General features: G+C 67.5%; 16 protein-coding genes and 1 pseudogene. 9 read left to right on the top strand and 8 right to left on the bottom strand.

All coding sequences use genetic code 11. The features are described from left to right. Positions 1–219: 219 nt before the first annotated feature. The 3 genes from secG to tpiA all read right to left on the bottom strand — a co-directional run bounded on the left by secG (position 220) and on the right by tpiA (position 1690). A complete protein-coding gene (gene secG / locus JHC99_RS10285; RefSeq protein WP_292153938.1) occupies positions 220–636 on the bottom strand; it encodes a preprotein translocase subunit SecG in 417 nt (138 codons plus the stop codon). An 89-nt stretch (positions 637–725) separates the two neighbouring features. Continuing rightward, the gene (locus tag JHC99_RS10280) at positions 726–941 is read right to left on the bottom strand and encodes a hypothetical protein (protein WP_292153936.1); all 216 of its coding nucleotides are present in this window, start codon (positions 939–941) and stop codon (positions 726–728) included. After that, a complete protein-coding gene (tpiA, locus tag JHC99_RS10275; RefSeq protein ID WP_292153935.1) occupies positions 941–1690 on the bottom strand; it encodes a triose-phosphate isomerase in 750 nt (249 codons plus the stop codon). Before tpiA ends, JHC99_RS10280 begins: the two co-directional genes overlap by 1 nt. Positions 1691–1888: 198 nt before the next feature. Here tpiA and JHC99_RS10270 point away from each other — a divergent pair, with 198 nt between their 5' ends. Both JHC99_RS10270 and trpE read left to right on the top strand, forming a co-directional pair. Then, positions 1889–3823 carry a peptidylprolyl isomerase gene (locus JHC99_RS10270; RefSeq protein ID WP_292153933.1) on the top strand — a complete coding sequence of 645 codons (1935 nt, stop codon included), beginning with the start codon at positions 1889–1891 and terminating at the stop codon, positions 3821–3823. Next, positions 3820–5370: an anthranilate synthase component I gene (gene trpE / locus JHC99_RS10265; protein WP_292153931.1), complete on the top strand. Its 1551-nt coding sequence runs from the start codon at positions 3820–3822 to the stop codon at positions 5368–5370. The genes JHC99_RS10270 and trpE overlap by 4 nt, the downstream gene beginning before the upstream one ends. A gap of 721 nt (positions 5371–6091) precedes the next feature. On the opposite strand, the gene JHC99_RS10260 is transcribed toward trpE, so the two are convergent. Then, positions 6092–6310: a peptidoglycan-binding protein gene (locus tag JHC99_RS10260; RefSeq protein ID WP_292153929.1), complete on the bottom strand. Its 219-nt coding sequence runs from the start codon at positions 6308–6310 to the stop codon at positions 6092–6094. A 105-nt stretch (positions 6311–6415) separates the two neighbouring features. Here JHC99_RS10260 and JHC99_RS10255 point away from each other — a divergent pair, with 105 nt between their 5' ends. From JHC99_RS10255 to lexA, 4 genes are all read left to right on the top strand, one after another. Then, a complete protein-coding gene (locus tag JHC99_RS10255) occupies positions 6416–7006 on the top strand; it encodes an aminodeoxychorismate/anthranilate synthase component II (RefSeq protein WP_292153927.1) in 591 nt (196 codons plus the stop codon). A gap of 4 nt (positions 7007–7010) precedes the next feature. After that, entirely contained in the window at positions 7011–8048 is a 1038-nt protein-coding gene (gene trpD, locus JHC99_RS10250; protein WP_292153926.1) for an anthranilate phosphoribosyltransferase, read from the top strand. Further along, positions 8045–8845: an indole-3-glycerol phosphate synthase TrpC gene (gene trpC, locus JHC99_RS10245; RefSeq protein ID WP_292153924.1), complete on the top strand. Its 801-nt coding sequence runs from the start codon at positions 8045–8047 to the stop codon at positions 8843–8845. The genes trpD and trpC overlap by 4 nt, the downstream gene beginning before the upstream one ends. An 88-nt stretch (positions 8846–8933) precedes the next feature. Next, on the top strand, positions 8934–9629 hold the full coding sequence (lexA, locus tag JHC99_RS10240) for a transcriptional repressor LexA (protein WP_292153923.1): 696 nt from the start codon (positions 8934–8936) through the stop codon (positions 9627–9629). A 3-nt stretch (positions 9630–9632) separates the two neighbouring features. Here the strand turns inward: lexA and JHC99_RS10235 are convergent, their stop codons facing one another. After that, positions 9633–11840 (bottom strand): ComEC/Rec2 family competence protein, encoded by a 2208-nt coding sequence (locus tag JHC99_RS10235; protein ID WP_292153921.1) that lies wholly within the window; start codon positions 11838–11840, stop codon positions 9633–9635. Between JHC99_RS10235 and gltX the strand changes: the two genes are divergently transcribed. Next, positions 11797–13227, top strand: a complete 1431-nt coding sequence (gene gltX / locus JHC99_RS10230) for a glutamate--tRNA ligase (protein ID WP_292153919.1) — start codon at positions 11797–11799, stop codon at positions 13225–13227. The genes JHC99_RS10235 and gltX overlap by 44 nt on opposite strands. A 63-nt stretch (positions 13228–13290) precedes the next feature. Then, entirely contained in the window at positions 13291–14583 is a 1293-nt protein-coding gene (gene gltA, locus JHC99_RS10225; protein ID WP_292153917.1) for a citrate synthase, read from the top strand. Between the two features lie 63 nt (positions 14584–14646). On the opposite strand, the gene JHC99_RS10220 is transcribed toward gltA, so the two are convergent. Then, positions 14647–15240, bottom strand: coding sequence for a hypothetical protein (locus JHC99_RS10220; protein WP_292153915.1), 594 nt, complete (start codon positions 15238–15240; stop codon positions 14647–14649). A 156-nt stretch (positions 15241–15396) separates the two neighbouring features. Here JHC99_RS10220 and JHC99_RS10215 point away from each other — a divergent pair, with 156 nt between their 5' ends. Then, positions 15397–15585, top strand: coding sequence for a hypothetical protein (locus JHC99_RS10215; RefSeq protein WP_292153912.1), 189 nt, complete (start codon positions 15397–15399; stop codon positions 15583–15585). 88 nt (positions 15586–15673) lie between these two features. Here the strand turns inward: JHC99_RS10215 and JHC99_RS10210 are convergent, their stop codons facing one another. Together JHC99_RS10210 and JHC99_RS10205 are read right to left on the bottom strand one after the other, a co-directional pair. Next, entirely contained in the window at positions 15674–17896 is a 2223-nt protein-coding gene (locus tag JHC99_RS10210) for a calcium-binding protein (protein ID WP_292153910.1), read from the bottom strand. Between the two features lie 315 nt (positions 17897–18211). After that, a pseudogene (locus tag JHC99_RS10205) lies at positions 18212–18451 on the bottom strand (lipid-A-disaccharide synthase); the annotation flags it as partial.

Below are 18451 nucleotides of genomic sequence, written 5' to 3'. Positions count from 1 at the left end.
GCGGCGGAGGCGAGGCCTTTTCCAAGCGAGGAAACCACGCCGCCGGTGATGAACACATAACGAGCCATGGGGGGTCACCTTAGCGGGTGATTCGGGGATGCGCCGGGGCGAACGGCAAATCCCCTGTTGAAAACCGAAACGAGCGCGGCCCGGACGGGTGCGCGCTCGTTGAAGGCGGAGGTGGCGGGAAAGGCGGCGGGGTGGCCCGCCGTCGTCACCCTACTGCGTCGGGGCCGGTTGGGCCGGGGTCGCGGCTGGTGGAGCGACGACCGAGGCTTCCAGGTCCTGCAGGGTCGGGGCGGCCGGTTGGGCGGGCGTCGCGGTGGCCGGCGCGGTCTGGGATGGCGTGCTCGGCTGATCGACGGCGATTGAGCCGACGGCGTCCGAATCAATGATCGACTGATTGCCGCGATCGATGTTGCCCACGATCGTCAGCGAGATGGCACAGACGAAGAAGGCACCCCCCAGCCACCAGGTCACGGTGCTGAGCAGGTTGCCGGCCCCGCGCGCGGTCATGAAATTCGACGGCCCGCCGCCCATGCCGAGCGCGCCCCCTTCGGAGCGTTGCAGCAGGACCACCCCGGTCAGGGCGATCGAGATCAGGATCATGACGACGAGGAGAATGGTCTGGAGCATGGCGGCTTACATATGTGGCGCTGGTCGCGCCGATCAAGCGGCGGCGTCTAACATCCCTGAACGCGCGCGGCAACGGCGAGGGTTGGGCCTCAGACGGCCAGCACCACCTGGGCCAGGCGTATCGTGGACCAGGCCCCGGCCGCCGCGAATGCCGCCAGAAAGGCGATGACGGCCCAATACCGGCCCGGGGTCTCGGCCCGGGAGCCGGTCAGGCCCCGATAGCTGAACCGGCCCGACCGCAGACAGAACACCAGGGCGGCCGTGACCACCACTGTGAACAGCACAAAGAGGACGAACTTGAGCATCAGCCCGCGCGGATGATGCCGAGGAAGTCGGCGGCCTTCAGCGAGGCGCCGCCGACCAGGGCACCACCGACCTCGGCCACGGCCAGGATTTCGGCGGCGTTCGACGGCTTGACCGAGCCGCCGTAAAGGATCGGGGCCGTGCGACCGCCCTCCCGCAGCCGTTGGACCATGGCGGCGCGGACGGCGGCGTGGACCTCCTCGATCTGCTCCAGCGTGGGCGTCAGGCCGGTGCCGATGGCCCAGACGGGCTCATAGGCGACGGCGAAGGCCTTTCCGGACAGGGATGTCGGCAGCGAACCCGCGATCTGGGCGCTGACAACGGAGACGGCCTCGCCGGCCTGACGCTGGTCCAGGGTCTCCCCGACGCAGATGATGGGTTCCAGCCCGGCGGCCAGCGCGGCCTCGACCTTGGCGGCGACGTCGGCGTCGGTCTCGCCAAAGCCCGCGCGGCGCTCCGAGTGGCCCAGGATGACCAGGGTCGCCCCCGCATCGGCCAGCATGGCGGCCGAGGTCGAGCCGGTGAAGGCGCCCGACGCCTCGGCATGGCAGTCCTGCCCCCCGACCTCGACGACACCGCCCGCGACGGCCTCGCCCAGGCGGTGAACCAGTGTGGCGGGCGGGCAAAGGGCCACGCGACAGGCGGCAGCCTCGCTCGCAAGAGCCTCGGAAAGGGCCCGAGCCTCGGCCAGACTGGCCCCCAGGCCGTTCATCTTCCAATTGCCGGCGATCAACTTCACGGATTGTTTCATGACGCCCTCATAAGGCGCCCTCCGGCCGAAAGCCAAGAGGCGAGAAGCCGGCCAAGCTCCCGCCGCAATGGCGATGCACCGGAGCTGTTGCGGGCTGTCCACGCCCGCAGGGCCGCTTGCCGTGCCGTCGCCCCCTGCCTATACGCCGGGGCGGCGCCCCGTCTCCGGTTCCTTGGCCGCCGTCCGTCAGGTTCGAAGATGATCACTCTGTTCCGCAATTTCGCCAGGTCCAAGTTCGCCCTGATCCTGATCGCCATCGTCGGCCTGGCCGTCGTCGTCACCGGCGGAACCCAGCTGGACGTCTTCGCCAGCCTGGGCGGCAAGCACGTGATCTCGGCCGGAGACCGCAAGGTCGATCAGGCCCAGTTCCGCGCCGACTTCGATCGCCTGCGTGAGAGCCTGACTGAACGGGCCCAGCGCCCGGTCACGATCGACGACATGGTCAAGGAGAACCTCCACGTCCGTTATCTGGAGGAGCAGACCCGCCAGCTCGGCTTCCTGAACTGGGCCTGGAAGGCCGGCATCCGTCCCGGCAAGGAACTGGTCGTCAAGCAGATCCGCGAGATCCCCGCCTTCTTCAACGGCGTCACCGGCCAGTTCGATGAGACGCAGTATCAGTCCAAACTGGCCGAGCAGGGCCTGACCGCCCAGCGCTTGGAACAGGAATTCCGCGACCAGTACGCGGTGAACCACTATGGCTCGGCCGCCTTCGCCGGTCTCCGCCTGCCGCGCGTCTATGGTGCCGTCCTGGCCGCCCGTGCCATGGAAAGCCGCGACGGTCGCTGGTTCGAGGTGACCCAGGCCATGGCGGGCACGGCCCCGGCCCCCACCGACGCCCAGCTCCAGGCCTTCCTGAGCGAGAACGCCGCCCAGCTGCGCCGTCCCGAGTTCCGCATGGCCTCGTTGCTGCTCTTCAACAACCCGTCCGACACCGCCGCCGCAATCCCTGAGGCCCGGATCGTCGAGCGCTTCAACTTCCGCAAGGACGCGCTGTCGACGCCGGAGACCCGCACCTTCGTCACCCTGACCGCCCCGACCAAGGCCGCAGCCGATGCGATCGCCGCTGCCCTTCGCGCCGGCCAGACCCCGGCACAGGCCGGTCAGGCCAACGGCGGGGTCCAGCCCGCGACCTTCAACGCCACGCCGCGCGCCGCGGTGACCGATCCCGCCGTCGCCGCCGCCGTCTTCGGTGCCTCGGCCGGTCAGGTGACCAATGCGGTCCAGGGCCGGGTCGGCTTCACGGTTGCTCAGGTCTCGGCCGTTACGCCGGGCGCCGCCGCCACGCTGGAAAGCGCCCGTGAGGCCATCATCAACGAGCTGCGCACCGAAGACGCCAAGGGTGCCGTCTTCGCCCGCGTCGAGAAGTACGAAAAGGCCCGTTCGGAGGGCAAGACCCTGGATCAGGCCGCCGCCGAGATCGGCGGACGCATCATCCCCCTGCCGCCCTTCACCCAGGACGGCAAACTGCCGGACGGCCAGCCGATGAACGCCCCGCCCCAGATCCTGCAATCGGCCTATGCCCTGTCCAAGGGCGGCGAGTCGGACGTGATCGATGCGGGTCAGGGCCAGTATTTCGTGCTGCGTCTGACTGATATCCGTCCCGCGGCCCTGCCCGCCCTGGCCGACATCCGCGAGCCCCTGGCCCAGCAATGGGTGCTGCGTGAGAGCGCCAAACGCCTGGCCGCCAAGGCCGAGGAACTGGCCAGCCGCGTCCGTCAGGGCCAGGACATTGCCGCCGTCGCCGCCTCGGCGGGGGGCACCCTGATCACCCGCGCGTCGCTGCAACAGAACCCGCAGGTCCAGACCGAGATCGGTCAGGGCGTGATGGAAGGTCTGTTCGGACAGGGCAAGGGCCAGGTCTTCTCTGGCCCTGCTTCCGAAAGCGCCTATGTCGTCGGCCGCGTCGATGCGATCCGTCCGGCGGTCCCGGCCCTGGCCGCCCCCGTCGCCGAACAGGTCCGCGCCCGCATGGCCGAACAGATGGGCAATGCCATGGTCGAGAACGCTTTGGCCGCCGGTGCCCTGCGCTCCAAGGCCAAGAGCGACACGGATTTCGCGCTCCAGGCCCTGGGCGTCGATCCGGCCACGGCGACCACCCCGGCCCCCGCTCCGGCCCAGACTCCGGCGCAGTGACACAGGCTGGGGGGCCAGACGACCGGGCAGCGTTCGCGGCCAGCCTGACGGCCGGTCGTCCCGCCGTCGTGGTGCGGCGACTGATCGACGACCTGGAAACGCCGGTATCGGCCTATCTGAAGGTCGGGCTGGGCCGTCGGCACGCCTTCCTGCTGGAATCGGTCGAGGGCGGCGCGCTGAACGGCCGCTATTCGATCATCACGCTTGAGCCCGACGTGGTCTGGCGCTGTCGCGGCGGGGTGGCCGAGATCGCGCGCGGGGCCGAGGCCGTCGAGGCCGACCGGTTCAGCCCTGAGACCCTGCCCGCCCTGCAATCCCTGCGCGCCCTGATCGCCGCCACCGCCTTCGATCTGAAGTCCACGCCCTACGGTGAGCTGCCTCCGATGGCGGCCGGCCTGTTCGGGGTGTTCGGCTATGACATGGTGCGGTTGCTGGAGCCGCTCGGCGCGCCCAATCCAGACCCGCTGGACCTGCCCGATGCGGTCCTGACCCGGCCGTCGCTGGTGGCCATGTTCGATTCGGTCCGGCGCGAGATCGTCATGGTCGCGACCGTCTATACCGACGCCGGCCTGAACGAAGCCGCCGCCTGGACCGCCGCAAACGCCCGGCTCGACGATTTCGAAGCCCGCCTGCGCCGCCCGCTGCTGGGCCGGATGGGTGCCGAACAGACGCCGGTTCCCGCCTTCGCCTCGCCCGTGGACGGCGCGGCCTATGGCGGCATGATCGCCCGCGCCAAGGAGTATATCGCCGCCGGCGACATCTTCCAGGTGGTGCTCAGCCACCGGTTCAGCGCGCCGTGGTCCGGCGACCCGTTCGCCTTCTACCGCTCCCTGCGCCGCCAGAACCCCTCGCCCTATCTGTTCTTCCTCAATTTCGGCGACTTCCAGCTGGCCGGGTCCAGCCCGGAGATCCTGGTGCGGCTCAAGGACGGCGGCGTCACCATCCGCCCGCTGGCCGGTACGCGTGCGCGCGGCGCGACCCCGGAAGAGGACCGCCGTCTGGAGGCCGAACTCCTGGCCGATCCCAAGGAATGCGCCGAGCATCTGATGCTGCTCGACCTGGGCCGCAACGACGTCGGCCGCGTCTCGGCCCCGGGCACGGTCAAGGTGACCGAGAGCTTCAAGGTCGAACGCTACAGCCAGGTCATGCACATCGTCTCCAACGTCGAGGGGCGCTCCCACCCGGACCTGGACGCCGTCGATACCCTGCTGGCCGCCCTGCCCGCCGGCACCCTGTCCGGCGCGCCCAAGGTCCGGGCCATGGAGATCATCGACGAGCTGGAGGGCGAGAAGCGCGGCGTCGGCTACGGCGGCGGTGTCGGATACATCTCGGCCGGCGGCGAGGCCGACATCTGCATCGTCCTGCGCACCGCCATGTTCGCCGACGGCAAGGTCTTCGTCCAGGCGGGTGCTGGCGTCGTCGCCGACAGTGACCCCGCCGCCGAATACGCCGAAACGATCGCCAAGGCCCGCGCTCCGATGCGCGCCGCCGAGGACGCCTGGCGGTTTGAACTTGGAGCTGTGCTGAATGAGGGTGGCACGGTCTAGGATCGCCCGCCTACTTTCGTCATCCTCCGGCGAGCGTAGCGAGACCGGGGGACCCAGCGGCGCGCGAGAGCGCGAATCTGTCGCGGACTCTGGCGTCGAATATTGTGCCTGGAACAGATCGCCTATCGGCGCCGCTGGGTCCCCCGGTCAGCGCCGCGAAGGCGCGGCTTGCCGGAGGATGACGAAAGAAGGGGTATAGCAGCGCGCTCAACTAACGAACCTCGCCACACCCAATCCCTTGCCCCGCCTGCCGATACGACCGATTCTGACGTCAGGCAGACACCGTCGACCAACCACCCCTCCACACCGTGGTAAGGTCCAGCCGTTCCCGTCGCATGGGGAGGCGCCTCTTGGTACCAGGCCTGAAGCGGCGGCGGGGATCGGTCGAGCGGGATACAGCCCTGTGCCAACACACGGGGTCCGAGGGGTCTGGTAGCCTCTCACCCGTCGCAGGCTGAGTGTAGTCGGTCAGGGGCGAACCGGGTCAGATCGAAACCGTGGGGGAAGCCCCCTGCGGTCCCGGCAGAAGAGCCCGGAACCCGACGCGCTTGCGCTAAATCGACCGGACGGAGCGCAGGCTGACGTCGAAAATTCAAGCGTCCCTTCTCAGGCGGGGGGACATCATCGGTTCCGGACGTCGGTCCGCGCTCCGTCACCTCTCCACCTCGCGGGCATCGCCCCGACGGGGCGTTCTGGCGTGGGCGGATCAGGTGATTGAAATTCAGAAAGTCTCGGACACTTCAGTCGGCGCGTTCGGCTGGTCCAGTGCGATCCCGGTACCCAGGATCATGACCCCGGCCATGGCGATGGCCGCCGTCGCGGCGAGGGCCGCTGCGCCGAGCGCACCCAGCGGATGGCCGCCGGCCTGTTCGGCCTCGATCAGAAGCGCACGAGCCCGGTCGATGCTGGACCTGTCGATACTGGCGAGGATGCGGCTCATGGCGGGCTCCGGCGGATAGAGGAGCAAAGCGCGGATGTCGTTAACGGACGGTTTCCGGCCAACCTTGAGCTTGGCGGGGGCGGTGACACGCCCTAGAAGTCCCGCATGATCCTCGTCGTCGATAACTACGACAGCTTTACCTACAACCTCGTCCACTACCTGGCGGAGCTGGGCGCGGAGACGAAGGTCGTGCGCAACGACGACCTGACGGCCGCCGAGGCCTGGACGTTGAAACCCGAGGCGGTGCTGCTGTCGCCCGGCCCGTGCGCGCCGGATCAGGCGGGCATCTGCCTGGCCCTGATCGACACCGCGCCCCTGACCATGCCGATCCTGGGCGTCTGCCTTGGCCATCAGGCGATCGGCCAGGCCATGGGCGGACACGTCGTGCGCGCCAAGACCGTCATGCACGGAAAGACCTCGCCGATCCTGCATGAAAACAAGGGGATGTTCACAGGTCTTCCCTCGCCGTTTACGGCGACGCGGTATCATTCCCTGGCTGTGTCGCGCGAGACCCTGCCCAACACCCTGAACGTCACCGCCTGGACCGAGGACGGCGAGATCATGGGCTTCCAGCACCACGACCGGCCCATCCACGGCGTCCAGTTCCACCCTGAATCGATCGCCACCGAACACGGCCACGCCATGCTGGCCAACTTCCTGGATCAGGCGGGCGTCAAGCGCCTGGCCATGGTCTGAAGCCATGTCCGCCGAGATCAAGCCCCTGTTGGCCAAGCTGGTCGACGGCCAGACCCTGAGCGCGGCCGAGGCCGGCGACTTCTTCGCCGCCTGCCTGCGCGGCGAACCGACTCCGGCTCAGGTCGCCGCCGCCGTCACCGCCCTGCGTATCCGGGGCGAGACGGTCGAGGAAATCGCCGCCTTCGCCGGGGCCATGCGCGACGCGGCGGTGACGCTGGATCACCCCTACGACGTCATCGACACCTGCGGCACCGGCGGCGACGGCCAGCACACCTTCAACATCTCGACGGCGGCGGCCCTGGTTCTGGCCGGCGCGGGCCTGAAGGTCGCCAAGCATGGCAACCGCGCCCTGAGCTCCAAATCCGGGTCGTCCGACGTTCTGGCGGCGCTGGGCGTGGACCTCACCGCCGGAATGGCCCAACAACGTCAGGCCCTGGACGAGGCCGGCATCTGCTTCCTGTTCGCGCCCAGCTTCCACGGTGCCATGCGTCACGTCACGCCGATCCGGGCCGAGATCGGGTTTCGGACGGTATTCAACCTGTTGGGCCCGCTTTCCAATCCGGCGTCTGCGAAACGCCAGGTCATGGGGGTCTATGATCCCAGACTGCTGGAGCCTCTCGTCGAGGTGCTGGGTCGCCTTGGCGCGGTCCGTGCCTGGACCGTCCACGGCATGGGTCTGGACGAACTGACTACCACCGGCCCGACCGAGGTCGCCGAATGGAAGGACGGTCGGGTGCACCGGTTCACCGTCACACCCGAGGACGCCGGTCTGCGCCTGACCGACATCGAGAGCCTTCGCGGCGGCGACGCAGAGGTCAACGCCGCTGCCATCCGCGCCCTGGTGGCCGGCGCGACCGGACCCTACCGCGACGTGGTGCTGCTGAACGCCGCCGCCGCCCTTGTCGTCGCCGACCGGGCCGATGATCTGAAGTCCGGCGTGGCCTTGGCCGCCGCCGCAATCGACGACGGCAAGGCGGCCGCTGCTCTGGAAGCCCTCGCCCGAATCACCTCGACGCCCCTGCCGGTCGAGGAGCCCACATGACCACTCCCGTTGATGACGTCCTCGCCCGGATTGCCGCCTACAAGCGCGACGAGGTCGCCGTCCGCAAGGCCGCGACCACCCAGGCCGAGATCGAGGGTCTCGCCGCCATCGCGGGAATGCCGCGCGGCTTCCGTGCCGCCCTCGAACGCAAGGCCACAGCAGGCCGCCCCGCCCTGATCGCCGAGATCAAGAAGGCCAGTCCGTCCAAGGGCCTGATCCGCGCTGATTTCGACCCGCCCGCCCTTGCCCGCGCCTATGAGGCCGGAGGTGCCGCCTGCCTGTCCGTCCTGACCGATGGGCCCAGTTTCCAGGGTGCCGACGATTATCTGGTCGCAGCACGCGCCGCCGTCGCCCTGCCCTGCCTGCGCAAGGACTTCCTCGTCGATCCGTGGCAGGTCGCCGAGAGCCGGTCGCTCGGCGCCGACTGCATTCTGATCATCTTGGCCATGATCGACGACGCCCTCGCCGCCGACCTGCTGGCCGAGGCCGGGCGTTTCGGCATGGACGCCCTGATCGAGACCCACGACGAGGCCGAAATGGCCCGCGCCGTGGCGCTGGGCGGCGACCTGATCGGCGTCAACAACCGGTCGCTGCGCAGCTTCGAGGTCGACATGGACACGACGGCCCGTCTGGCCCCCATGAGTCCGCGGGGTGCCCTTCTGGTCGCCGAAAGCGGCGTCTTCACCCCCGCTGACGTCGCCCATGTGACGCGCGACGGGGCCCGCGCGATCCTTGTCGGCGAAAGCCTGATGCGTCAGGCGGACGTGGAAGCGGCGACGCGGGCGCTGCTGGCATAGCGGCCACGCGCCGTTAAGTTGACATTAGTGAAGAACACTTACAGAACACCGGCAACGGTTCACGCCTTGTTCTGGACGATTCGACGCCATGCTCACCAAGAAACAGCACGAGCTCCTCATGTTCATTCATGAGCGGATCAAGGAAACCGGCGTGTCCCCCTCGTTCGACGAGATGAAGGAAGCGCTGGATCTGGCCTCCAAGTCGGGCATCCACCGGCTGATCACGGCCCTGGAGGAACGCGGGTTCATCCGCAGGCTGGCGCACCGGGCGCGCGCCCTGGAAGTCACCAAGATGCCGGAACAGGCCACGACCGCCGCACCGCGCGGCGGCCGCACACCCTTCAAGCCCGGCGTGATCGAGGGCGGCGGCCGACTGTCGTCTGTCGAGGCGGCCAACGATACGCGTGACCTGCCGATGCTGGGCAAGATCGCGGCCGGCACGCCCATCGCGGCCATTGAGCATGAAACCAGCCGCTACCCGGTGCCGGAATCGATGCTCAGCGCCGGGGAGCACTATATGCTCGAGATCGAGGGCGACTCGATGATCGAGGCCGGCATCCTCGACGGCGACTATGTGGTCATCAAGAAGGTCGATACCGCTTCGTCCGGCGAGATCGTCGTCGCCGTGGTCGAGGGCGAAGAGGCCACCCTGAAACGCCTGCGCAAGAAGGGCGGCTCGATCGCGCTTGAGCCCGCCAACCGCGCATACGAGACCCGCATCTTCGGCCCCGATCAGGTCGATGTGCGCGGCAAGCTGGTGGGTCTGTTCCGCCGCTATCACTGACGTCTATTCGGCGACGTCCGCGTCGCCGATCCGGCTCCAGGGTCGGTCGCCACGGACTTCGGTCGTCCAGGTCGCTCGCCAGCCGGTACCTGAGCGCCAGAGTTCGACGGCCCCTCCCCGAGCGTAGTCGGTACCGTCCAGGACCAGGGTGTCTGCGCAGGCGTCGGGCAGGCTCGGCACGACCGCCCGGACGCTGACCACGGGAGATGAGGCGCACAGGGCCGACAGGGCGTCGTCTGCCGGCACCCTCCTGCCCCACCACAGAGCGACCGGCCCGGCGTCGGCGGTAAGGGGCGCACAAGCGAAGCGGCCGCAGACCCAGCCCTCGTCCGGACGGTCGGTCATTGTAAGGCCCCGCCGTCGCGACCACAGATCGGCGGCGAATTCCCGCACCCCGGGCCGCACCACGACAGCGTCGGTCCCACGATGGAAAGCGGCATTGGTCCCACCGTCACCGATCCACAGGTCGGGCGTCGGGGCCCTGGGCCAGATCAGGACGGCGGCGGCCAGCGGCAGGCCCAGCCAACGCAGCCGCCCTCGCCACAGACAGACGAACAGAACCCCCAGGAAGGCGATGGACAGGACATAGTCCGGCGCGCTGGCCACCGTCCTGACTGCGCCTGGCAGACCCGCTGTCCAGTGACCGATCCACAGCATCAGGTCGATGCCCTTGCCCGCGAGCCACAGGAATGGCGCGCCCAGTCCGATCGGCTCCAGCAGGGCCCCCAGTGCGAGCGCCGGCATCATGATGAAGTCGGCGACCGGCGATGTGGCGAGATTGGCGAACAGCCCATAGACGGCCGTCCGGTTGAAATGCTGCATGGCGAACGGGCCGGTGGCGAGGCCTGCGACCAAGCTGGCGGCACAGGCGGCGACCAGCCAGCCGCCCATTCTTTGGACGGCCAGGATCGGCCAGGGTGCCGAGATCTCGCGCACGCGCGGCGGCCAGCTTTCGACCAAGGCGACTAGGGCCGCAGTGGCGGCGAACGACATCTGGAACCCTGGCGTGACGATGGCCTCGGGCTGGAGCGCCAGCACGACGAGGGCCGCGACGGCCAGGGCGTGCATGGTGATCGCCTGTCGGTCCAGAAGGATGGCGATGAAGGCGATCGAGGCGGTGATGGCGGCCCGCTCGGCCGGCGGCGGTGCGCCAGACACCACCAGGTAGGTCCAGACCGCGATGAGCCCTCCGACCGCGGCGATCTTCTTGCCCGAGGCCCGGAGTGCCAGCCACGGCCAGGCGGCGACGGCCAGCCGGAGGGTGAAGAAGACGAAGCCCCCGACGACGGCCATGTGCAGGCCCGAGATCGACAGGATGTGGGCCAGACCCGAATCGCGCATGGCGTCGAGGTCCTCGCGTCCGATCCAGGTCTCGTGGCCGGTGACCATGGCCGCCGCGATTCCGCCCGTCCGCTCGCTCAGCCGGTCCACGATCCGCTGGGCCAGGGCGAAGCGTGCGCCGTTGACGGCCATGGCCAGGCGCAGACCCCAAGGCGGGCGGGAAAGCCGGGCCTCTCGCGTCTCCGACAGCGAAAAGGCGACACCCCCCAGGCCCTGGAAGAAGGCATTGCGGCCGAAATCGTAGGCTCCAGGTGCGGCTGGAGCCGGCGGAGGATTGACCAGAGCGAACAGGCGGATCGGCGATCCGGGTGGGGGCGGCAATCCCTTGACCGTGGCGCGTAGCCGGATGGGTGTCAGCTCCGGCGCCAATCCGCGTATTCGGGTGGTGGCAAGGACAACGCGGGCGCCGCTCTGACCGGGGCTGTCGACATCGACGACCCAGCCCTCGACCACGGTCGGCTCGGCGAGCGCCGGAGCAATCGGTGCCGCGACTCGCTCGGTTCGCCATTTCGCCGCTGCCAGCCCCAGGGCCAGACAGGCGAGCAGCATGAGCGGCAGGGTCACGGCACGTCGGGCACCCCGATGCCGGGCTCCGAGCCAGACACCGCAGGCCGACAGGGCCGCGAGGGCCAGCGGCCAGAGTGGTGGTTCGAACCGCAGGCTGAAATAGACGGCACAGCCGCCGCCGAAGGCGACCGGGGCCCAGAGCCGCCAGCGCAGGCCCTGGTCCAGAACCTCGTCCCAAGCGGCGGCCAGAAGACGGCGGCCGAGGCTGGGCTTTGGCGCGTCGGACGGTATAAGGGCGGCCCGAACGGACCCCCCCGATATGACCTCTTCCTCCTTGCCCCCTTCAGCCTCGACCGTCGTCACCCGCTTCGCCCCCTCCCCGACCGGCTCGCTGCACATCGGCGGGGCGAGAACGGCGTTGTTCAACTATCTCTACGCGAAGGGCCGCAACGGCAAGTTCCTGTTGCGGGTCGAGGACACGGATCGCGAGCGATCGACCGATGAGGCAGTCAAGGCCATCTTCGACGGCCTGGCCTGGCTGGAGCTCTTCGCCGACGAGGAGCCGGTGTTCCAGTTCGCCCGTGCCGACAGGCACCGCGAGGTGGTCCAGGTCCTGGTCGAGACCGGCCACGCCTACCGCGACTACACCTCCGCCGAGGAGACCGGGCGGCTGCGTGACACGGCCAAGGCCGAGCGGCGGCCATTCGAATCGCCGTGGCGAGACCGCGATCCGGCCGAGGGCGATCCCACCCAGCCGCACGTGGTCCGTTTCCGCCGTCCCCTGCCCGGCTCGGTCGTCGTCGCAGACGAGGTTCAGGGCGAGGTGACATGGGCCAACAGCGACCTGGACGACCTGGTGCTGCTGAGGACGGACGGGGCCCCGACCTACAATCTGGCCGTGGTCGTCGACGATCACGACATGGGAGTGACCCATGTGATCCGGGGGGACGACCACCTGAATAATGCGGCCCGGCAGAGCCTGATCTACGATGCGCTGGGCTGGGCCCGGCCGTCGTTCGCGCACATCCCCCTGATCCACGGGCCGGACGGAGCCAAACTGTCCAAGCGGCATGGGGCCCAGGCGGTGCATGAGTATGCCGAGATGGGCTATCTGCCCGAAGCCATGCGCAACTATCTGGCCCGACTGGGCTGGGCGCATGGGGACGACGAGCTGTTCAGTGACGAACAGGCGCAGGGATGGTTCGACCTCGACGGCGTCGGCAAGGCCCCGGCCAGGCTGGACTTCGATAAACTGGCCCACGTGAACGCCCACTGGATGCGGCTGGCCGATGACGACCGGCTGGCCAAACAGACGCTGGATGTTCATCTGGAGCGCGGCCATGTCCTGCACGAAGAGGACGAGGCGCGGCTGTTGCAGGCCATGCCGTTCGTGAAGGACCGGGCCAAGACGGTGCTGGAGTTGGCTGACCAGACGGGCTTCGTCCTGCGCCGGCGGCCTCTGGCAATCTATGAGAAGGCGCTGCCCCTGCTCAGCGGCGAGGCCGGCGAGCGGATCGGGCGGCTGCGTGACCGGCTGAAACTGTTCGCCAGCTGGGATGTCTTTGCCCTGGAGGCCGAACTCAAGGTCTTTGCCGAGGAAGAGGCCGTGGGCTTCGGCAAGATCGGCCCTGCGGTGCGTGCGGCGCTCAGCGGAGACGGGGTGTCGCCCGATATCGCCAAGACCCTGGCGGCGCTGGGGCGCGAAGAATCCATCGGGCGCTTGGATGATGCGCTGCAACAGACTAAGTGATTTTCCACAAACAACTGGACCGGCGGCAATGACTGCCCGGCCCCTGGATCGAGAGGGCATCTGATGAGTGAACCGGCCAAGACCGCGACCCTGACCGTCGGCGACAAGAGCGTCGAACTTCCGGTCCTGACGGGCTCGATCGGGCCGGACGTCATCGACATCCGAAAGCTGTACGGCGCGACCGGGGACTTCACCTTCGACCCCGGCTTCACCTCCACAGCGGCCTGCGAAAGCGCTATCACCTATATCGACGGTGACGAGGGGATCCTGCTGCACCGGGGTTATCCGATCGGTCAGCTGGCGTCGCAGTCCAACTTTATCGAGGTCTGTCACCTGCTGCTGCACGGTGAACTGCCCACGGCGGCCGAATACGAAGAGTTCGAGAAGGTCGTCACCCGTCACACCATGCTGCACTCGCAGTTCGACCGGTTCTTCGAAGGCTTCCGTCGCGACGCCCACCCGATGGCGATCATGGTCGGGACGGTCGGTGCCCTGTCGGCCTTCTATCACGACAGCCTGGACATCCATGATCCGGTGCAGCGCAACATTTCGGCCATCCGCCTGATCGCCAAGATGCCGACCCTGGCCGCGCGGGCCTATAAATATCACATCGGTCAGCCGTTTGTTTCGCCGCGCAACGACCTGTCCTATGCCGAGAACTTCCTGCGGATGTGCTTCGCGGTGCCGGCCGAGGACTATGTGGTCGATCCCAAGATGGCCAAGGCCATGGACCGGATCTTCACCCTGCATGCCGACCACGAGCAGAACGCCTCGACCTCGACCGTGCGTCTGGCCGGGTCGTCGGGGGCCAATCCCTTCGCCTGTATCGCCGCCGGCATCGCCTGCCTGTGGGGCCCGTCGCACGGCGGTGCCAACGAAGAGGCGCTGAACATGCTGAAAGAGATCGGCACCCCCGACAAGATTCCAGCCTTTATCGAGGGCGTGAAGGCCAAGAAGTACAAGCTGATGGGCTTCGGCCACCGGGTCTACAAGAACTACGACCCCCGGGCGACGGTGATGAAGGAAAGCGCCGACGAGGTGCTGGCCGCCGTCGGCGACCCCAACGACCCGCTGTTCCAGGTCGCCAAGGAACTGGAGCGGATCGCGCTGAACGACGAATATTTCATCGAGCGCAAGCTGTTCCCGAACGTCGACTTCTATTCCGGCATCACCCTGTCGGCGATGGGCTTCCCGACCTCGATGTTCACCGTCCTGTTCGCCCTGGCCCGCACCGTGGGCTGGATCGCCCAGTGGGAAGAGATGCTGGCCGATCCCGCGCAGAAGATCGGTCGCCCGCGTCAGCTCTATACCGGCCCGACCCAGCGCGATTACGTGCCGATCGCCCAGCGCGGTTGAGATGGCGGTGGCGGTCTGAAAACACGCCGCCAAACCGCCAAAGCGCCACGATGAGGCGCGCGATCACGCCCCGCCGGGCCATTCCGGCGGGGTGTCTTCGTGGTCGGCGCGCAGCGCCCCGTACTGACCGAGATAGTCGGCGCGCATATGATCGGCCGGGGTGTACAGACGGATGTCGTGATCCACGACCCCCGCATGGCGATCGACCAGGGCCAGAAGCCGCATCCAGGCCGTCGCCTCGGCGAACTCGCCCATCGCAGCCGCCTCCGCCGCCTGATGAAAGGCATGGATGCGCAGGTTTCGGGCGGTCGGCGCAAACAGCAGGTCGTATCGCTGTTCCTCGGCCACGGCAGAGACCTGGGCGAACTCGGGCCGGTTGGCCAGCGTCTCGTCGCGCGCGATCATTTCGCGCATGAAGCTGCCGATCGGCCCGTTCCAGTCCGAGCGTATCCGGGTGGCCGGCCGGACATCGGCGTGTCGCCATCCCTCGGCCGCCGCGCGACGCTGCAGAGTTCGGACCGACAGGCCGTAACGCTCTGCAACGATGGCGGCGGACACGCCGGACAGATAGTCCCGCCGCGCCAGGGGCCAGGGATCGACGGCCGGCTTGTCGGGCGTCTGCGGGTTGGAAGGGGTATGAGGATCGGGATGGGTCATGCCCCCATTATAGATCAGCGCCGGACCAGGGCTGGTCGAACGCCCCCTTCAGCGGACCAATGCGTTGCGCAGCAAGGGATTGGTTGCGCGAAGTTTGCAACCTGACGCCCTCGAGACAGCCGGGATCGGACGCGCGAGGTGTGCTAGGATGGGTGCATGAGCGATCCCGAAGACGACCCCACGCGCCCGACGGCCACGCCCGAAGAGAGCCCCGTCCAGCGCGCCCTGCGCCTCAAGACCGCTCGGATCGAGGCGCGACCCAAGCCGCCGCGCGGTGGGAAGTTCCAGAGGGAGCAGGCGGCACGGGTCGCGAGCGGGCGGTCGAAGCCGTGGATGAAGAAGTAGCGGACTCTGGACGGCGGGAGAGCCCGCTGGAGGTAGAAAACGGTCCCACTCGACGTCTGAGATGGGGCGTAGCGGACCTCGCCGATCGTCAGAGATACCAGTCCTGGCCGTGATAGAAGCCGCGCGCGGCGTCGGGGTTCAGGTCCAGCATGAACCGCCCGTCGAGCGAAGACAGATTGGACATGAGGTCCTCGCCGAACAGATCGGCCTCATCCACGCCCGGCAGGGTCTGGGGGCCCGTGTCCTTTACCGCCGGTTCCTCGCCGATCGCGCCGGTCGCCCACAGGATGTCTGACGCAACCAACGTCGTCGCGGCCAAGCCGATGACCACATCTGTCGAGCCGTTGCCGCCCAGGTCCACGAACAGGAACGACCCACCTTCCAGATAGGCGATGCCGAAGGTGTCAGCCGCACCCGTCCGCACCTGACGCAGATCCAGCCTGTCGGTCCCGGACACGAAGCCGAATATCCCGTCGGTCGCGACCGCCGTCGAATCCGAGGCCGCCACATAGACGAAGGTATCCGCGCCCGCATCGCCGAACATGGCGTCAGCGCCACCACCGCCGGTGATGGTGTCGTTGCCGCCACCGCCCGCGATCGGATCGGCCAGCGAAGTGCCGACCAGGGTATCCGCCACGCCGGACCCGACCATGTAGATGCCGAAGCCGTTGCCGTAGGTGATGTCGGTCGCCTGCACAGTCCGCTGCGCCGCCGTGGTCAGAAACACGCCTTGGGCGGTTTCGGCGTAGATGAAGCTCGAACCGTTGTCGGATCGAAGGATGCTGATCGAGCGGGCGTTCAAGAGCGACAGGTCAATGCGATCCTGACCCGTGGTGAAATCATAAAGGTTGTCGAAACCGTTGGTCTGGTTGGAATCGCCCAGCGCCGTGTAGCGGAAGGTATCTCGTCCTGCCCCGCCTTCAATCGCATCAGCGCCGCCGCCGCCGGTGATGACATCGTCTCCACCGTTCCCGAGAATAGGATCGGGCGCGTTGGTGCCCTGGATGACATCCGCTTCGGTCGACCCGATTACGAAGACGCCGAAGCTTCCGGTGTAGATGAAATCGGTGCCGTTGAGGTTGGCGTTCTGAACGAAGGCCTGGAAAGCTCCAGTCCGGGTTTCGGCAAAGACGACCGATCCACCGCCGGCGATCCGCGCAACCGATATGGACGTCGGGAGCGTGCCGGTCAGATCAATGCGATCCTCGCCGACCACGAAGTCCGTAATCGTGTCTGACGTGGTCGGCCCCGACTCCGATGCGGACTGGTACCGGAAAATGTCGGCACCGGCTCCTCCGGTGAGATTGTCGGCGGCACCTCCGCCGATCAGGACGTCAGCGCCATTGGTGCCTGTGATCGCGTCGCTCGACGATGATCCGATCAGGGAGAGTCCACCGCCAGCGATCACGGCAACCGACCGATCAGAGAACCGCAGTTCCTCCACACCGGTAAGGGTGTCAACTCCGGAAGTCGCGCTCGTGATGGTCAGGGTGCCGTTGGCAAAGCTGATGCTGTGAGCCGCGAATTCGCTGGAGAACTCGGCGATGTCCGCTCCAGCGCCCCCAATGATCGTGTCGTTGCCGCCGCCGCCGAAGAGGATGTCATTGCCCTGCAAGCCGTCGATCACATTGGCGAACGCATCGCCACGCAGAACGTCGTTCAAGTTCGAGCCGCGAATGTTTTCGACTCCGACGATGCTGTCAGATCCGCTGGATGATCCGGTCGCGGTCCCGTTGGAAAGATCGACTGAAACGCCAGAAGACGTCGCATCTTCAAAGTTGACGGTATCTACCCCGGCTCCGCCCTGGATGATGTCATTGCCCGCCCCGCCCGACAGGATATCATTGCCTTCCCCGCCATCGAGCAAGTCTGCACCCGCTGCTCCCGTGAGGGTGTCGTCTCCACCGAACGCAAACAGTTGGTCATTGAACGACGTCCCGACCAGGGTGTCAGACCCCGACAGCAGGTCTTCAATGAAGTTGGTCCGCGTCGTAGAAAGAAACCGAGACGTCGAATAGGCGGCGGAAGAGATGGTGAATGACGATGCACCACCTTGGAAATAGCCCAGGATGGACTCGATCTGTTTCGAAACCGACGTCACGCCGTTGACCGTCGATGAAGAATAGGAGCTGACATCCGTCAGGCTCAGCCTGCGCCCATCGGTGAGCGTGTAGTCGATTCCTGACCCTGCGGTGCGTTCGCTGCCAGTGAAATATCGCTGGAAAAGATCGTATGCCTCACCCTCGTCGAAGATGCCAAAAGTCGTGGGATTGAGGATGGCTGCGGCCGAACCGCCGAACTGAATAAGCATGTGTTTCCTAGCCGACTTTTCTACGAACGGTGCTTGAGGACCCTAGATCTCTGGGTTGTTTCCGCAAGGCAATTCTCACTTATGGCGAAGCTTGTGCGGCCAAGCGATGGCAGAGGGCGCGATGGTGGCCAGCCAAGCGGACGCAAGCGAGACGGCACATCAAAGGCGACCAGATAGGTCCCAGACTGCCGGCGACAGACAGCCACATACGGCAGGCCGAGCAGAAGGGTCGATACGTCGGCCTTAACCACGGCACCCCCGAGGCGCGGACGTCTGATAGCTTAGGTCCGCAAGGGGTCGAGAGCGGAAGTCGTTTCAGGCCCGTAATTCAGACTTTCCAGCAATCACCTTCAACACCGCCTCCGCCGCGATCTCTGAAGGGTCCCGCCCTTCCCGGCCCATGAGGTCGAGCGCCGCCGTCTGGCGGGCGGACTGGTCGGCGCGGGCGGCGGGGTCGGACAGGAGGCGGGCGACGGCGGCGGCGAGTTTTTCGGGCGTGGCGTCTTTCTGGATCAGTTCGGGGGCGATCATGGCGTCGGCGGCGGTGTTGAACAG

Origin of the sequence: Brevundimonas sp. (genome assembly GCF_016463485.1) — a bacterium.
Taxonomy (GTDB): Bacteria; Pseudomonadota; Alphaproteobacteria; order Caulobacterales; family Caulobacteraceae; genus Brevundimonas.
The sequence above is the reverse complement of the archived record's forward strand: the minus strand, read 5'-3'. Positions and strand labels throughout refer to the sequence as shown.

Coding starts and splice junctions, on each gene's coding strand:
- lexA (WP_292153923.1), top strand. CDS start 8,934: ATGCTCACCAAGAAACAGCACGAGCTCCTCATGTTCATTCATGAGCGG.
- JHC99_RS10255 (WP_292153927.1), top strand. CDS start 6,416: ATGATCCTCGTCGTCGATAACTACGACAGCTTTACCTACAACCTCGTC.
- JHC99_RS10280 (WP_292153936.1), bottom strand. CDS start 941: ATGCTCAAGTTCGTCCTCTTTGTGCTGTTCACAGTGGTGGTCACGGCC.
- gltX (WP_292153919.1), top strand. CDS start 11,797: ATGACCTCTTCCTCCTTGCCCCCTTCAGCCTCGACCGTCGTCACCCGC.
- JHC99_RS10260 (WP_292153929.1), bottom strand. CDS start 6,310: ATGAGCCGCATCCTCGCCAGTATCGACAGGTCCAGCATCGACCGGGCT.
- gltA (WP_292153917.1), top strand. CDS start 13,291: ATGAGTGAACCGGCCAAGACCGCGACCCTGACCGTCGGCGACAAGAGC.
- trpC (WP_292153924.1), top strand. CDS start 8,045: ATGACCACTCCCGTTGATGACGTCCTCGCCCGGATTGCCGCCTACAAG.
- JHC99_RS10215 (WP_292153912.1), top strand. CDS start 15,397: ATGAGCGATCCCGAAGACGACCCCACGCGCCCGACGGCCACGCCCGAA.
- secG (WP_292153938.1), bottom strand. CDS start 636: ATGCTCCAGACCATTCTCCTCGTCGTCATGATCCTGATCTCGATCGCC.
- trpD (WP_292153926.1), top strand. CDS start 7,011: ATGTCCGCCGAGATCAAGCCCCTGTTGGCCAAGCTGGTCGACGGCCAG.
- JHC99_RS10220 (WP_292153915.1), bottom strand. CDS start 15,240: ATGACCCATCCCGATCCTCATACCCCTTCCAACCCGCAGACGCCCGAC.
- JHC99_RS10210 (WP_292153910.1), bottom strand. CDS start 17,896: ATGCTTATTCAGTTCGGCGGTTCGGCCGCAGCCATCCTCAATCCCACG.
- JHC99_RS10270 (WP_292153933.1), top strand. CDS start 1,889: ATGATCACTCTGTTCCGCAATTTCGCCAGGTCCAAGTTCGCCCTGATC.
- tpiA (WP_292153935.1), bottom strand. CDS start 1,690: ATGAAACAATCCGTGAAGTTGATCGCCGGCAATTGGAAGATGAACGGC.